17 protein-coding genes are annotated in these 13,875 nt (G+C 56.3%); 9 read left to right on the top strand and 8 right to left on the bottom strand.

The features are described 5' to 3' along the window. Positions 1-224 precede the first annotated feature (224 nt). Together alr and IEY52_RS03735 are read left to right on the top strand one after the other, a co-directional pair. Positions 225-1,328: an alanine racemase gene (alr, locus tag IEY52_RS03740; protein ID WP_189000061.1), complete on the top strand. Its 1,104-nt coding sequence runs from the start codon at positions 225-227 to the stop codon at positions 1,326-1,328. Next, on the top strand, positions 1,325-1,870 hold the full coding sequence (locus IEY52_RS03735) for a 2'-5' RNA ligase family protein (RefSeq protein ID WP_189000058.1): 546 nt from the start codon (positions 1,325-1,327) through the stop codon (positions 1,868-1,870). The genes alr and IEY52_RS03735 overlap by 4 nt, the downstream gene beginning before the upstream one ends. 45 nt (positions 1,871-1,915) lie before the next feature. Here the strand turns inward: IEY52_RS03735 and IEY52_RS03730 are convergent, their stop codons facing one another. Continuing rightward, positions 1,916-2,383, bottom strand: coding sequence for a low molecular weight protein-tyrosine-phosphatase (locus IEY52_RS03730; protein ID WP_189000056.1), 468 nt, complete (start codon positions 2,381-2,383; stop codon positions 1,916-1,918). 258 nt (positions 2,384-2,641) lie between these two features. Here IEY52_RS03730 and IEY52_RS03725 point away from each other — a divergent pair, with 258 nt between their 5' ends. The 4 genes from IEY52_RS03725 to leuB all read left to right on the top strand — a co-directional run bounded on the left by IEY52_RS03725 (position 2,642) and on the right by leuB (position 6,717). Further along, positions 2,642-3,418, top strand: coding sequence for a metallophosphoesterase (locus IEY52_RS03725; RefSeq protein WP_189000054.1), 777 nt, complete (start codon positions 2,642-2,644; stop codon positions 3,416-3,418). 337 nt (positions 3,419-3,755) lie between these two features. Beyond that, positions 3,756-5,042 carry a 3-isopropylmalate dehydratase large subunit gene (locus IEY52_RS03720; protein ID WP_189000052.1) on the top strand — a complete coding sequence of 429 codons (1,287 nt, stop codon included), beginning with the start codon at positions 3,756-3,758 and terminating at the stop codon, positions 5,040-5,042. A 78-nt stretch (positions 5,043-5,120) separates the two neighbouring features. After that, a complete protein-coding gene (locus tag IEY52_RS03715) occupies positions 5,121-5,606 on the top strand; it encodes a 3-isopropylmalate dehydratase small subunit (RefSeq protein ID WP_189000050.1) in 486 nt (161 codons plus the stop codon). A gap of 55 nt (positions 5,607-5,661) precedes the next feature. Next, positions 5,662-6,717 (top strand): 3-isopropylmalate dehydrogenase, encoded by a 1,056-nt coding sequence (leuB, locus tag IEY52_RS03710; protein WP_189000048.1) that lies wholly within the window; start codon positions 5,662-5,664, stop codon positions 6,715-6,717. Positions 6,718-6,747: 30 nt separating this feature from the next. Here the strand turns inward: leuB and IEY52_RS03705 are convergent, their stop codons facing one another. Continuing rightward, entirely contained in the window at positions 6,748-6,918 is a 171-nt protein-coding gene (locus IEY52_RS03705; protein WP_189000046.1) for a hypothetical protein, read from the bottom strand. A 53-nt stretch (positions 6,919-6,971) separates the two neighbouring features. Between IEY52_RS03705 and IEY52_RS03700 the strand changes: the two genes are divergently transcribed. Next, on the top strand, positions 6,972-7,709 hold the full coding sequence (locus tag IEY52_RS03700; RefSeq protein ID WP_189000044.1) for a class I SAM-dependent methyltransferase: 738 nt from the start codon (positions 6,972-6,974) through the stop codon (positions 7,707-7,709). Between the two features lie 52 nt (positions 7,710-7,761). Here the strand turns inward: IEY52_RS03700 and IEY52_RS03695 are convergent, their stop codons facing one another. Then, the gene (locus IEY52_RS03695) at positions 7,762-8,274 is read right to left on the bottom strand and encodes an SRPBCC family protein (protein WP_189000042.1); all 513 of its coding nucleotides are present in this window, start codon (positions 8,272-8,274) and stop codon (positions 7,762-7,764) included. Positions 8,275-8,424: 150 nt separating this feature from the next. On the opposite strand from IEY52_RS03695, the gene IEY52_RS03690 reads away from it, so the two are divergent. Together IEY52_RS03690 and IEY52_RS03685 are read left to right on the top strand one after the other, a co-directional pair. Then, entirely contained in the window at positions 8,425-8,808 is a 384-nt protein-coding gene (locus IEY52_RS03690) for an MmcQ/YjbR family DNA-binding protein (protein ID WP_189000039.1), read from the top strand. A gap of 36 nt (positions 8,809-8,844) precedes the next feature. After that, complete coding sequence (locus IEY52_RS03685; protein WP_189000036.1) at positions 8,845-9,282, top strand: YbaN family protein; 438 nt, start codon at positions 8,845-8,847, stop codon at positions 9,280-9,282. Here IEY52_RS03685 and IEY52_RS03680 read toward each other — a convergent pair. The 5 genes from IEY52_RS03680 to IEY52_RS03660 form a co-directional block, all read right to left on the bottom strand. Then, positions 9,269-9,964, bottom strand: a complete 696-nt coding sequence (locus IEY52_RS03680; RefSeq protein ID WP_189000033.1) for a CPBP family glutamic-type intramembrane protease — start codon at positions 9,962-9,964, stop codon at positions 9,269-9,271. The two genes, IEY52_RS03685 and IEY52_RS03680, sit on opposite strands and share 14 nt — an antisense overlap. Before the next feature lie 185 nt (positions 9,965-10,149). Continuing rightward, the gene (gene thrS, locus IEY52_RS03675; protein ID WP_189000030.1) at positions 10,150-12,096 is read right to left on the bottom strand and encodes a threonine--tRNA ligase; all 1,947 of its coding nucleotides are present in this window, start codon (positions 12,094-12,096) and stop codon (positions 10,150-10,152) included. A gap of 274 nt (positions 12,097-12,370) precedes the next feature. Then, positions 12,371-12,676, bottom strand: a complete 306-nt coding sequence (locus IEY52_RS03670) for a hypothetical protein (RefSeq protein WP_194510043.1) — start codon at positions 12,674-12,676, stop codon at positions 12,371-12,373. Between the two features lie 204 nt (positions 12,677-12,880). Next, complete coding sequence (locus IEY52_RS03665; RefSeq protein ID WP_189000024.1) at positions 12,881-13,387, bottom strand: GNAT family N-acetyltransferase; 507 nt, start codon at positions 13,385-13,387, stop codon at positions 12,881-12,883. Continuing rightward, positions 13,380-13,829 carry a GNAT family N-acetyltransferase gene (locus IEY52_RS03660; protein ID WP_189000020.1) on the bottom strand — a complete coding sequence of 150 codons (450 nt, stop codon included), beginning with the start codon at positions 13,827-13,829 and terminating at the stop codon, positions 13,380-13,382. The genes IEY52_RS03665 and IEY52_RS03660 overlap by 8 nt, the downstream gene beginning before the upstream one ends. Between the last annotated feature and the right edge of the window lie 46 nt (positions 13,830-13,875).

Here is a 13,875-nt window from a genome sequence, read left to right as displayed (position 1 = left end):
GAGGCATGCTGTCTTGTGCAAAACGCGAATCCGCAAGCTGGATTCTCTGCCCGCCGTCTTGGGCTGTACGAGGGACCGCATTTTGGTCCCTCAGCCCGCTCGCCCCTACAAGGCCCTCGGCATCTGGTCTTCTGCCTCCTTCTTGCTCCTGAAAGCGTGCCTCGGGACGGCCCCGATCAAAACTGGAGCGCTGCTTTCTGCTCCCATGCGTTACCATGTTTCCCATGACACCGCGGGTCATTGCTGAAATCCACCTCACCCACCTGTACGCCAACCTGCTGGCCCTCTCCAGGCATGCGGCTTCTTCGCATGTGCTGCTTCCGGTCAAAGCCAACGCTTATGGGCACAGTGCGGCCCTGGTGGTGCAGCACACCAGCGACTGGAAGCTGATCTGGGGGTACGCGGTGGCCTCTCCCGAGGAAGCGCTGGAAATCATGCCGCTGACCCGCAAGCCAGTGCTGCTCCTGACCCCTCCGGCCTGGGAGGAGGCTGCGCAACTGGCCCGGCAGGGGGTGCGCCTGACCCTCAGCAGCCTGGAAGAACTGCTGTACCTGCCTGCAGGTTCCCGCATCCACCTGAAAGTGAACACCGGCATGAACCGCCTGGGCATGCGCCCTGAAGACGTGGTGAGGGTGGCCCAGACCGCCCAGCACCGTGGGGTGATCGTGGAAGGCATTTTTTCCCACTTTGCCAGTGCAGATGCCCAGGACAACCAGAGTGCCCGCAGACAACTGGAGCTTTTTAAAGAGGTCAAATCCAGCCTGGAGCACGCCGGGATGAACGGTCTGATCTACCACATGAGCAATTCAGCAGGCATTGAGGCTTTTGGTCATGAAGCGGCTTTCAACCTGATCCGTCCTGGCATTGCCGCTTATGGCTTCACCACCCGCCCGGAAACCGGGCTTCCCCTCAAACCCGTGATGCGCCTGATGGCCCGCATCGGATATCTGCACACCATGCAAGCGGGGGAGAAGGTGTCTTACGGTGAACTCTGGACGGCAGAAAGAGACACCCTGGTGGCCACCCTGCAAATTGGCTATGCCGATGGGTACCCCAGATCGGCCACCGGGCATGCCCTGGCCAGACACGGCTCGGAATGGCGGGAGATCATCGGGCGGATTTGCATGGACCAGTGCATGATGGAGGTCACGGGTCTGCAGGTGCAGGTGGGAGATTATGTGGAAGTGATGGGTTTTGATGCAGTCACCGCCACCCAGCTTGCCCCCCATGCCAACACCATCGAATACGAGGTGCTGACCGGCATCAATGCCAGACGGGTGCACCATCAGGCCATCTCTGCAACAGAGCAGGTTCAGGTTTCTCCATGACCTCTGACACGGGAGGCACAGCCCCCACTTATGTGCTGGCCCTGATCCCACCGCAGGACATCTCAGAGCGGGTTTTGCAGTACCAGTTGCAGTACACCCGGCCCAGCATGGAGCCGCACATCACCATCAAATTCAAGGCGGGCCTCACCCCGGATCTGGACTGGCTTCCCAGGGTGCAGGCTTTGTGTGCTGCCACTGCTCCATTTCAGGTGCAGCTTTCAGGTGTTCGCACCTTTGGCCCCAGGGTGCTGTTCTGGGATGTGGTTTCTCCGGGGGCCAGGACCTTGCACCTGCACACCTTGCTGGCAGTGGGCCATCCTCCCCAGCCTCAATTTTTTGAAGGAGAGGCCTACCAGATGCACCTGACGCTGCTGTACAGCCCGACCTCCAGGCAAATTCAGGAGGCCAGTGAACTGTTCCAGCAAGCAGAGTTCACAGCAAGGTTTTTGCGTCTGGCCATCAAAAAGTCCCATGGAAAGTATGAAACTGTGCAGGACCTGCCTTTTCTGGACCAGACTTCCACAGCAAAAACCCCGGATTAAAAGAGCAGCCCGGGGTCTGAAAACAAGATTGAGATCAGGGCCAGATCAGAGCTTGACAGCCTGCTTTTCAGACACAGAGGCGGCAAATCCCTGTGCTGCCCGTTCCAGCATGGTCCAGACCACCTGGAAGTCCTCATCGGTGCCGTAGTAAGGGTCAGGGACAGCGCCTTTGCCCACGGGATCAAAGTCACGGATCATCTTGATTCTGGCTTTGGAGGAGGTGGGTTGCAGGTTTTTCACGTTGCGCAGGTTCTGCTCGTCCATCACCAGGATGTGGTCGAAATCAAAAAAGTCCTGCTCGGAAATCTTTCGTGCTGCGTGTCCAAGAGGCAGACCGTGCTTTGCAGCAACTTTCTGGGCTCTGGGGTCGGGCTGCTCACCCAGGTGCCACGCTCCAGTGCCCGCACTGTCCACAGAGGCTTCGATGCCCGCGTCTTGCAGGGCTTTGCGGACCAGCACCTCGGCCAGTGGAGAACGGCAGATGTTTCCGAGACAAACAGTGAGAACTTTCATGGCTTTCCTCCCGCATCACAGGCGGCAACCTGTTTTCAACGATGCCCATGAATTGTAAATGTTCCTCAAAAAAGATGCATATTCATGCACCTAGAAAACCCTGATCGAAACGGTTTGATTCGCTTGCTTTACGGGCAAACGTCCTGTAAATCGCCGGTAAGATGAACGGCTTGCAGGTGCAGATGGTGCTTCCAGATCTGGACCATCCCCTCTGAAAACACACAGAAGCCCGGAGGCAGATGTGCCACAATGAGGCCGATGATAGTTTGCATTGGTGACATCCACGGAAGATATGACATTCTGGAGCGAATCCTCGGACATTACCCGGACGACACCCACTACGTTTTCCTGGGCGATGTGATTGACCGGGGACCGCAAAACCGAGCAGCCATGAAAGCTGTACTGGACCTGCATGCCGCAGGACGGGCCACCGTGATCCGGGGCAACCACGAAGAGATGGCCCTGATGCCCCACCGGCATTACCAGAACCACCTGAGCAGCAAAAACATGCGGGAATACCAGCGGGCCTTCGAGGACTTCCGCAACTGGCGTGAAGCAGGCGGAGAAACGGTGATCCGGGAATACCAGCGTTTCACCATCGAAAATTATCCGGAAGATTTGCTGGCTTACCTGGAACTTGGGCGCATTGCGATGTTTGTGGGGCCCGAAGGCATCACCGATTACCCCCAGGAAGGCAGTGTGCTGGTCTCCCACGCCGCCCCACCCCACGCCAGAGGCGGTCACACCCCCGAAGATGTGGCCATGTGGATCCGGCCCTACGAAGGTCCGTTTCCGCTGCCAGATGGCGTGGTGATGAGCATCCACGGCCACACCCCCACCCTGGAACCCATGATGTTCGGCAAGCACCTGTTCATTGACACCGGCGGCTACAACACCGGACGGATCTGCTGCGTGCGCCTGGATGGCTTTGATCCCAACAACCTGGAGGTCACGGTGTTTCAGGGCATGATGCGCAAGAACGGCAAGCTGCATCAATTTGGCAGGCCGGTGCGGTACCAGACGGTGCGGTTGTAACCCCACCCGCTTGCTGACGCTGCGCTCCTCCCCTCTTTGGGGGAGGAATCTCTCTGTCGGAGATTTTGAGGATTTTGTTGCCAGGAGCTGCAGGACAGAGCGAACCACCAGTCCCCCTCATCCCTGCCCGCCCTTGCCGCTTGTGTAAGCAAATTCATCTGCTGTCTTGTTTTTGCGTGAAGACAACACTATGATGGGGGCAATGTTCACCACCAGAAGTTACAACCTGCTACCACACCGTCAGGGGTAAGCTGGCGAACATTGACCTATGCCAATACACCCCGAAACTTTTAGGTAAGTTTCGGGGCTTTTCGTTGGACGAAGGAGGAACGAAAAGATGGGTATGACGATTGCAGAGAAGATTTTGGCCGCCCGCAGTGGGAACGTTTCGGTGGTTCCAGGGCAACTCATCATGTGCGACACCTCATGGGTGCTCTGCCACGAGATCACCACCCCCGCAGCCCTGCGCATGCTGGAAGAACGGGGCATGGACAAGGTGTTCAACCCGGACCAGATTGTGGCCGTTCCTGACCACTCTGTGCCTGCCATGAACATCAAGGCCGCCAAGATGTACCAGAAACTCAAGAGCTGGGTGCACGAAAAAGGCATCAAGCACTTCTACGATGTGGGACGTGGTGGCATTGCGCACGTGGTGCTGGAAAATACCGGTCTGGTGAAGCCTGGTGACACCCTGGTCTCCGGAGACAGCCACACCTGCAACGCTGGCGCTCTGGGCGCATTTGCCACGGGCGTGGGTTCCACCGACCTTGCTGGAGCCATCTACTCTGGAAAAGTCTGGTTCAAGGTTCCCGAAACCATGCTGATCAAAGTCACCGGCAAATTCAACCCCGGTGTGACCCCCAAAGACCTCGTGCTGGAAGTCATCAAGCAAATTGGTGCAGACGGGGCAAATTACATGGTGATGGAATGGGTGGGCGAAACCATCGACAACCTGGACATGGAAGGCCGTTTCACCCTCACCAACATGGCCATCGAGGCAGGCGGCAAAACCGGCATCGTGGCCGTGGATGACACCACCCGCGCATACCTGGGTGCCCGTGGCGTGACCCCCGACCAGTACACCGAATACCAGTCTGATGCAGATGCCAAATACAAAGTGGTCATCGAGATTGATGCTGGCGCGCTGGAACCCACCGTGGCCTACCCCCACATCCCCTCCAACGGCAAAGTGGCTGGCACCGACAAGATCGCTGTGACCCATGCCTACGTGGGAAGCTGCACCAACGGACGCATCTCCGACCTGCGTGAAGTCGCCAACATCCTCAAAGGCCGCAAGGTTGCCGATGGGGTGCAGATGATCGTGGTGCCTGCCACCCAGCTCATCTGGAAACAGGCCGCCCAGGAAGGCCTGCTGGAAATCTTCGTGGATGCCGGAGCCAGCGTGTCCTACCCCTCCTGCGGTGCCTGCCTTGGCATGCACTCCGGGGTGCTCGGTCCGAACGACGTGTGCATCTCCAGCTCCAACCGCAATTTCGTGGGCCGCATGGGTGACCCCAGTGCCCAGATCTACCTGGCCAGCCCAGCAACTGTGGCTGCCAGTGCGGTGAACGGTTACATCAGTGATCCCCGCGACTTCATTGGCGCTGGGTCTGCTGCAGACTGATCTGGAATTTGAGATTGTTGTTCCTCTCAGCCGAAGGCTGATTGCTGACAGCTGAGGGCTTTCCCAAGGAGTAAATCAATGCCAAAAGTGCATGTGTTTGGTCGTGACCACATCAACACCGATGAAATCATCCCTGCCCGCCACCTGACCACCGATGTGGAATCAGAACTGGCCAAGTTTGCGATGGAAGATTATGACCGCGATTTCGTGAAGCGGGTGCAGCCCGGTGACATCATCGTGGCCGGAGCAGACTTCGGTTGCGGAAGCAGCCGTGAACACGCCGTCTGGGCCATCCGGGGCGCAGGGGTGGCGGCTGTGCTGGCCCCCAACTTTGCCCGCATTTTCTACCGCAATGCCATCAACAACGGCTTTCTGGCCCTGGAATGTGCAGACATTGTTGCTGCATTTCAGGATGGAGATGAAGCCGATCTGGACCTCACTGCAGGTGTGATCACCAACAAGCGCACCGGTCAGGTCGTGACTTTTGTGCCCGTGCCCCAGTTTGCCCTCGATGTGCAGAAATCGGGTGGCTGGCTTGAGTACATGAAAGAAACGTTCAATTAAGACCCTGTAGGGGCGAGGCATGCCTCGCCCTTTTTGAATATGAGGTGCTGAACTGATGCCTAAAATTGTTGTTCTGCCCGGTGACGGAATCGGCCCCGAGATTGTCGCCAGCGCCATTGAAGTCCTGAAAGTGGTCGCCCCTGACCTCGAATACGATGAGCACAAATTCGGTGGAGCTTCCATTGATGCTTACGGTGAACCTTTTACGGCTGCCACCCAGGAAGCCGTGCAAACTGCAGATGCCGTGCTGCTGGGCAGCATTGGTGGCGCTCAGGATTCCCACTGGAATACCCTGCCCCGCCACCTGCGCCCCGAGTCTGGCCTGCTGGCCCTGAGAAAAGCGCTGGGCGTGTACGCCAACCTGCGTCCCATCAAGGTCTATGAGGGCATGGAGCACCTGTCTCCCCTGAAGCCCGAACTGGCCCGTGGTGTGGATGTGCTGGTGGTTCGTGAACTGCTGGGCGGCGTGTACTTCGACCCTGAGCGTTACATCCGCGACGATGAAGGCTTCAACGCCATGCGTTACAAGAAGCACGAAGTGGAGCGCATTGCCCGCGTGGCTTTCAAAGCCGCACAGGGTCGCCGCAACAAGGTCACCAGTGTGGACAAGGCCAACGTGCTGGAGGTCAGTGAGTTCTGGCGGCGTGAAGTGGTCAAAGTCCAGCAGGCAGAATACAGCGATGTGGCCCTCAACCATGAATATGTGGACAGCGTGGCGATGCTGCTGGTCACCAACCCCAGCCGTTATGACGTGATCGTCACCGAGAACCTGTTCGGAGACATCCTCTCTGACCTGGGTGCGGTGCTGCCCGGTTCTCTGGGCCTGATGCCCTCTGCCTCTCTGGGCGATGGTGCAGGCCTGTACGAGCCCATCCACGGCTCTGCGCCTGACATTGCTGGTCAGGGCATTGCCAACCCCACGGCAACCATCCTCAGTGCTGCCCTGCTGCTCAGGTACAGCCTGAACCGTCCTGAAGCTGCAGACCGCATTGATGCTGCGGTCCTCAAGGCCCTCAACGAGAACCCCACAAAGGACCTCGGGGGCACTGCTGGCACCCAGGAGTTCACCCAGACCGTGCTAAACGTGCTGAAGGAAACCGTTACCGCGTAACAGGATTTTCAGTGCAAGCGGTGGCGGGTTTCAGGACCCGCCATCTTTCTTTTTCCTGTTGCGTTTTTCCAGCAGAACCTTCTGGTCATGCTCGTTGAAGCGTTTGGGGGTGGCAAAGTAGGTGGTCACCACATAGATGAACGCCACCGGCAGCATCAGGGCCAGCCCCAGCAGAATGAATTCTTTCAGACCCATTTCCATGCTTTCAGCATAGCCCTTTTCGGAAGGGTCCTTCTTCAGAAAGGATGCTCAAAATGTCAAACAACCAAAGCAAGGTCAAAAGCACTGGTAAAAGCACAGTTGCAGAAATCAAAGCCCGTTTCGACAGTGATGTGGAGCGTTTCTCCAACCTGGACACCGGACAGGCCAGTTCCATCGATGCTCCCCTCAACATGGACCTGATCACCCGTGCTGCAGGCACCCTGACCCCCCATGCCAGAGATGTGCTGGACATCGGATGTGGTGCTGGAAATTACACCCTCAAGTTTCTTTCGGTGGTGCCGGGTTGCAATTGCACTTTGATGGACCTTTCCCAGCCCATGCTGGACCGGGCCAGGGAAAGGGTCAGCGCTGTGACTTCAGGACAGATCACCTCCATACAGGGGGACATCCGGGAACTGGACCTTGGAAAGGAGCGCTTTGATGTGATCATGGGTGCAGCGGTCTTCCACCACATGCGCACCGATGAGGAGTGGGAAAAGGTCTTCCGGCAATGTTTTGAGGCCCTCAGGCCTGGAGGATCTTTCTGGATCTCTGACCTGATCGAGCACTCGATTCCTGCCATCCAGGGTCTGATGTGGGAGCGTTACGGGGATTACCTCACAGGCCTCAAGGATGAGGCCTACCGGGACCATGTGTTCGATTACATCTCACAGGAAGACACACCAAAACCCCTGATGTTCCAGATTGACATGCTCCGCAAGGTGGGTTTCGCACAGGTGGACATCCTGCACAAGAACAGCGTATTTGCTGCTTTTGGTGGAATCAAGTAAGCATCCATGCTCAAGAAAAACCCTCCTGCTTGACGGGCAGGAGGGTTTGTTTTCAACTGAAGTGCCACTCGCCAATCGGGTGGGTTGCAGGGTGGAGCAAATCCATCCACTGGTCGGTTTCGGCATATTCCAGGATGGTGTTGTTGCGGTAAGACAGGAAACGCTGGAAGTAACGGGTCAGGAACATGCGCTCGGCGGCACTCCCCATCACCCCGAGGGGCAACTTGAACTCGAAGATTTCCTTCATCTCGGTTTCGCCGTTTTGCAAGACCCGGAAACGGTGTTCATGTTTCAGGGCTTTGAATGGACCGCTGACCATTTCGGTCACAAAGTAGTAAGGGCGTTCCAGACGGGTGACCCGGGTTTGCAGCGTGAAAGGGAGCCCAAAATGGGTGGCTTTCCAGGTGACATCTTCTCCCAGGCCGATCAGACCACTGGTTCTGCCGGCAACGGCTTTTTCCTGGGTGTGTGCAGCACCAATCATGTGGAGGTCAATGCTGCGGCTCAGATCGAACACCACGTCGATTGAGGCATGGATCGCACTGCTCAGAATGATGGTGGGCATGGTTCAGCTTAGCATCAGAAAACATACAAAAATCTTAAGTGGAGCTGAGGGATTTGCAGAAATCAAAAGCTGGAAAGCAAGAAAATACACCGATGGCAGAATTTTTTTAAGAAATACGCCAAAAACATTCAGATGCGGTATCATCAGGACATGCAAACCATCACTGAACTCAGAGAACACAGCCTGAGCAAAAGGGGCACCACAGAAGATTTTCCCTTCGGATTTGAAACGCTGGTCCTCAGGGTCAGGGGCAAAATCTTTGCCCTGACAGACATCACCCAGGACCCCATCACGGTGAACCTCAAATGCAACCCCGAACGGGCCATCAAACTGCGGGAAGAGCACCCAGATCACATCCAGGGCGGCTGGCACATGAACAAGAAACACTGGAACACGGTTTTGCTGGACGGCACTTTGCCTGATGGTCTGGTGCGAGAGCTGATCGACCACTCTTATGCACTGGTGGCAAAAGGACTGCCCAAACAGGACCGGGAAGACCTGGGGCTGGTGAAACAGGCAATTGTAAGTGACTGATTCATGTGATCCGGTCCCTTTCCATAAACTGTTCCCATGTCGGTGAAACAGGCCCCTGCATGGCTGCGTCCGTTGTGGATTGTGGCAGGCTTTGTTTGCGTTGGACTGGGTTTTGTGGGTTTCTACACTCCCGGGATGCCCGGAACGGTGTTTTTTGTGCTGGCAGCCGCCTGTTTTGCCCGCAGCAGCCCCAGATTTTACACCTGGTTGCTGAACCTGCCCGTGGCAGGACCCCTGCTCAGGGATTTTCAGGCTGGCCTTGGGATGCCCCACAAAGCCAAAGTGCTGGCCATCGGCATGATTGTGCTGTCCTGTGCGGTCAGCAGTGTGCTGGTTTACGGCAGGATCTTAAAACGCACGGGCAACAGCCAATATGCCCTGCTGATTGCTGCCTGCATTGCAGGACTGGGACTGGTGGGCATCTGGTACATCTCTCTGAAGGTGCCCACCAGAGAAAAAGTCATGGCGAACTGAAGCCCACCAGAGGCACCAGAAAAACGGCGTTGTACGCAGCGTGCAGGGCCACGCCATTTAAAAACCCCATGCGCACACGCACATACCCGAACATCAGTCCGGCCAGAAACTGTGGGATGACCAGCAGCAGCATGGTCGGCAGATTCAGGGACTTCAGGCCTGTTTCGTAATTGCTCAGGTGCACCAGCGCAAACACGAAAGCAAACAGGTAAAACACCACAGGGAAAATTTTTCTCCACACATCCCTGAGCATGTCCCTGTACTCGTAATGCAAGCCCAGAATGCCCAGCACAAAAATCCCCATTCCAAAAGCCATCACCACCTGCATCCAGAACAGGGCTTTGAAAGCCCAGCCCAGCAGAAGCAGCAAGAGGCCACTGGGAATCAGAAACCGGGAATGGTAAGGCCCCACAGGAAGCCTGAAAATGACCTCCTCCAGGAAAGCTGCACCCAGAATGGTCCAGAACCAGCCGGATTCCTCAATCATCTTGAGCACCGAATTGTCATCTGCCAGCTTCTCAAAGTTGGGAATCAGGGTGCTGGGAATGAGCAGGCTCAGCACAGACAGCAAACACTGGAAAACCAGCAGGATCAAAAAAGTTCGGTTGATCTGGGAAACGGGTTGGGGTTCAAACTGGGGACGCTTGATGAAATGCCACCAGTCGCGCAGGGGTTGCAGCATGGTGGTCTTATCTTAGCCGAGAGCCGAGGGCGCAGGGCTGAGGGCGTATGCTGCAAAAGCCATGGCTGAATGTCAAATCTGCGATGCTGAAGCAAAAGCTTTCTTGCTCTCGGCCCTCGGCCCTGCACCCTCGGCAACAAAAAATCCCCTCCAGCAACCTGAAGGGGATTCCAACATGCACATCTTTACAGCGTCCGGTTCCTGTACCGTCCGGCCAGTTCCTGCACCAGTTCGGCCAGAGGAACGTTCTTGCGTTCGCCCTTGTGGCGTTCACGCACGCTGAGTTCCTGCTTTTCGGCTTCCTGGTCGCCCACGATCAGCACGAAAGGCACTTTGCGCAGTTCTGCGTTGCGGATTTTGGCGTTCATGCGTTCGCCGCCGTCATCTACTTTTGCACGCAGATCAAACTTGCGCAGTTCGGCTTCCACCTGCTGGGCGTATTCGAGGTGACGGTCTGCAATGGGCACCACGCGCACCTGCTCGGGGGCCAGCCAGAAGGGGAAATCTCCGGCGCAGTTCTCGATCAGGAAGGCGGTCATGCGTTCCATGGTGGAGATGATGCCCCGGTGGATCATCACGGGTCTGGAGCGGCCCGATTCCTCGTTGACGTATTCCAGCTCGAATTTCTGGGGCAGCAGGAAGTCCAGTTGCACCGTCGAGATGGTTTCGTCTTTCCCGAGGGCACTCTTCACCTGCACGTCCAGTTTGGGACCGTAGAAGGCAGCGTCGCCAGGAGACTCGTAGTACTCAAGGCCCATGTCGTCGAGGGCCTGACGAAGCTGGGATTCGGCACTGTTCCACATTTCATCGTCCTGGAAGTATTTCTCGCTGTCTGCGGGGTCGCGCAGGGACAGACGCCATTTGTACTCTTTGAAGCCCAGAATTTCGTACACGTCCTGGACCAGTTCCACCACTTTTTTGAATTCGGTCTGGATCTGGTCGGGGCGCACGAAGATGTGGGCGTCGTTGAGGGTCATGGAGCGCACCCGGCTCAGGCCGGTCAGCTCTCCGGATTGCTCGAAGCGGTACATGGTGCCCAGCTCGGCAATCTTGATGGGGAGGTCCCGGTAGGAGCGCTGGGTGTGCCTGTAGACCTGGATGTGGTGGGGGCAGTTCATGGGGCGCAGCACCAGTTCTTCCTGGTCGATTTTCATCACCGGGAACATGTCCTCCTGGTAGTGGTCCCAGTGACCGGAGATCTTGTAAAGCTCGGTTTTGGCCATCTGGGGGGTGTACACGTGCTGGTAACCCTGGCGCAGCTCCAGGTCCACAATGAAGCGTTCCAGTTCACGGCGGATGGTGGCACCATTGGGCAGCCACAGGGGCAGACCGGGGCCAATCACCTCACTGGTGAAGAACAGCTCCAGGTCCTTGCCGATCTTGCGGTGGTCGCGGCGCTTGGCTTCTTCCAGCATGTGCAGGTAATTGTCCAGTTCCTGCTTCGTTGCAAAGGCCACCCCGTAAATGCGCTGCATCATGGGGTTCTTCTCGCTGCCGCGCCAGTAGGCTCCGCTGGTGGACATCAGTTTGAAGTGACGGGGAATCACTCCGGTTCTGGGCACATGGGGGCCACGGCACAGGTCCGTGAAGCCGTCTTGCACATAGAAGGTCAGCACTTCATCTTCAGGAAGGTCCTGAATCAGTTCCACCTTGTAAGGGTCATACCCGAATTCCTGCAACGCTTCCGCACGGGTCACTTCCTTGCGGGTCAGTTTCAGGTCACGGGTGATGATGTCGTTCATGATCTTCTCGATCTCGGGGAGGTCTTCTGCCCTGAGCGGCTCGGGAAGGTCGTAGTCGTAGTAAAAGCCGTTGTCGATGGCAGGCCCCACACCCATCTTGATGCTCTGGGCGTCGTGGCCCCGTGCAGCATAAAACTCGCGCACGGCCTGGGCCATCACGTGGGCCAGCGTGTGACGGAAGAACCCAGGGATCTCCTCGATGTTCTTCTTGGTGACGATGCTGACCTCTGCACCATTCTCTAGAGGGGAGAGCAGGTCTTTCAGTTCGCCCTGCACTTTTACAGCAACAGCATCCTGGGCCAGCCTGGGACCAATGGCAGCAGCCACATCCAGACCCGTGGCATTGTGGTCAAATTCCAGTTTCTTTCCATCCGGCAGCACAACGTGCATGGTTCACGACCTTTCAAACGCTTTCAAACGCGGGACAGTTCCTGAAGACAGGGTTTCAGCAGTCCATTCTAAGGGCTTCGAAGGCAGGGCATGCAAACTCACCCTGACAACCTCTGGTGTTTATTCTTCTGTGGTGGGGGAAATCATAAGTTTACCGCCAGGCGGTGGTGGGAACAGACCCTGTGTGCCGTCTGGCGGTGATGAATTGTACAGGTGTCGTCATGCCAAGCAGTTTAACAAAGCCAGGTGAAATTGCAAACCCTCAGAAAAGGGATCAGAAAATGGAAAGGTGAGGCATGGCATTTTTGGCGCTCTGGTACACGCCCCACATCACCCAGCCCAGAGCCAGCAGGGCCACAAAAGTGCTCAGGAACTGCAAGTTCACAGATGTGCTTAAACTGCGGCCTCTGGACAGCAGCAAACTGAACAGCAGCACGATGGCCCCCAGCAAAACGCCTGCATAAGGATGCAGGAAAAGGACATTTTGCAATTCAGGACTGGGAGTAAGCCCTGCATTCCGAATGAAGCCCAGCCATTTGGGAAGTTCCAGTGTGTACCACCACAGCACCGCTGCCCACACCAGCACATTGCACAAAACACTGACAAAAAGACGTGTTTTAGAAGAACCTCTTGAAGAACCCGGCGAAGCAGTCATCAGGGTCAGTTTGCCACATTTTCGGGTCTCCTCCAAGAAGGCTTCAGGGCAACCAGAAAATTTAAAGGAGGGAAAACCCAGCACCAGGCTTTTGTTTTTCCTGACGGCTGAATCCTGATGGCTGACGGCTTAGAGCTCCAGCACCCGCCATTCTTCATCCAGGTATTGACCGTTTTGCTTGATGGCTTTCTTTTCAAGACCAAACACCACAAATCCCAGGCTGGTGTAAAGCTGCTGGGCTGCAATCTGGGTGTGGCTGACCCCCAGCTGGATCTGCTCCACATCTCCATAGCTTCTTACCCGTGCAATCAGGGTTTCCATCAGGCTTCTGGCCATGCCCTGACCTCTGGCTGCAGGGGCCACATACACGGCCACCACTTTCCCCTTGTGGCGAATCTTGGGGTGGGTTTCCCGAATGAACGTGCACATGCCTACCAGCCCTCCATCCAGAAAAGCCCCCAGGGTGAATTTCCCGTTCAGTTCGCTGGAAAGCTGGCCTTCGATGGTTTCCAGTGGAACTTGCCTGTACTGGTCTGGATCCACCAGAAACGCATTCGGGTCATGGGTGAGGGCATTTAAACGCACTTCACGGTAAATGGGGGCATCGGCAGCAGAAAGCACACGAATCTCAGGCATGGAAATCCACCTCAAAATAAGGATGATCGGGGTGGGAGTTCTCGACTCCGGTCACCCCCAGCTTTTCGTAGAAAGGGATGGCCCCCTTGCTGGCATACCAGTAAAAATACCGCACTGAACGGGACCTGGCCCATTCTTTTGCCGCTTCCACCAGGGCTTTTCCTGCCCCCTGTCTGCGAAATTCGGGAAAAACAAAGAGGTCGTGCATCTTGCATTCCCGGTGGGTGTCTCCTGAACGGAAATCTGTTCCATAATCCTGCCCTGCTGTGTATCCGATCATTTTCCCATTCAGCTCTGCACCCAGCAGGAACCATTCGTCTTTAAAGCAATACATTCGAAAACGGGCTTCCACCTGTTCCTTGGAATCGATGTGTTTCATTTCTTCCAGCATGGGCCAGATGGCATCAAAATCATCAGGCATCAATTTGCGCACAGTGATCATGTCAAAAAGAGTAGACGGATGTGGTTTTTTCCACATCCGCCAAATG

The sequence above is a fragment of the Deinococcus roseus genome, assembly GCF_014646895.1.
GTDB lineage: Bacteria > Deinococcota > Deinococci > Deinococcales > Deinococcaceae > Deinococcus_C > Deinococcus_C roseus.
Note: the sequence above shows the minus strand (reverse complement) of the source record. Positions and strands in the feature narration are given on the sequence as shown.